Origin of the sequence: Shewanella sp. Sh95, assembly GCF_001308045.1 — a bacterium.
Classification (GTDB): Bacteria; Pseudomonadota; Gammaproteobacteria; order Enterobacterales; family Shewanellaceae; genus Shewanella; species Shewanella xiamenensis.
Genome location: NZ_LGYY01000090.1, coordinates 1 through 1059, shown reverse-complemented (window position 1 = coordinate 1059; position 1059 = coordinate 1). Strand labels below are relative to the sequence as shown.

The 1059-nt window shown below is 47.1% G+C and carries 1 protein-coding gene; it reads right to left on the bottom strand.

The window, feature by feature from the left end:
* Positions 1 to 55: 55 nt before the first annotated feature.
* Entirely contained in the window at positions 56 to 979 is a 924-nt protein-coding gene (locus tag AEA42_RS06650; RefSeq protein ID WP_055647290.1) for an IS5-like element ISSpu11 family transposase, read from the bottom strand.
* Between the last annotated feature and the right edge of the window lie 80 nt (positions 980 to 1059).

Here is a 1059-nt window from a genome sequence, read left to right as displayed (position 1 = left end):
GGCTTTGTTTCCTAAATCGATTCAGCGAGCAAAGCTCCTCATAATCGTTTGAATATTAAACTACACGGTAAGTTTCAGGCATGCCTAGCCCAGTGAGTTTGTTCAACGCCTTTATCATCGCGTAAGTTTCTCCTACCTGACCGTTATAATTTCGCAGGCTCAATCTACCACCAAGTAATTGCTTTACCCTGTACATGGCAGTTTCTGAGATTGACCGCCGATGATAACCATACCGTTTTTTCCACTGTTTATTTGAACCATGAAGCTGTTGCCAACTGACCGCTAAGTTACGCGGATGACCTTGTTCCCAGAGCGCGGCACCTTCCCTCGGTGGAATGAGTACTAAAGCCCGTTTTCTACGAACGGCATCGTGACAGGCTCTTGTGTCGTAAGCACCATCACCTGAGATATTGCGGATTTTGCGATGGGTTTGCTTGAGCAAATTCGGCATAACTTCAGCGTCAGTGACACCGGATAAACTCAGTTCCGCTGCAATAATTTCATGGCTATGGGTATCGACAGCGATATGCAGCTTACGCCACACGCGGCGCTTGCCATCTGTGCCATGTTTCTTCACTTTCCACTCACCTTCGCCATAAACCTTCAAGCCTGTCGAGTCGATAGCCAAGTGCTCAATGGTGCCACGCGTCTTGGTTTTAAAAGCAATCTTGACGGTTTTAGCGCGTTTGCTGATGCAAGTGTAATGTGGGCACGAAAGCGGAATATCAGCCAGTTTAAACACCGAGTTGATAAAGCCTTGTAACGCTCGTAGTGGCATCGAGAAAACACGTTTAACCATCAGCGCGGTGGTAATGGCTAAGTCGCTAAATACGCGTGGTCGACCTTTCCTTGGTTGCTCGGCCTTAGCTTTCCACTGGGCGATAGCGTCCTCATCAATCCAGAAGGTAAGTGAGCCACGATTGATCAGGGCTTGATTGTATTGCTTCCAGTTGATTGTTTTATAGCGAGGTTTTGACACGATTGATGGGTGAGTTGATAGGCTATGCCGATCAGATCACCAGCTATGGTTTTAGTTCAACTGATTTAGGAAACAAAGCC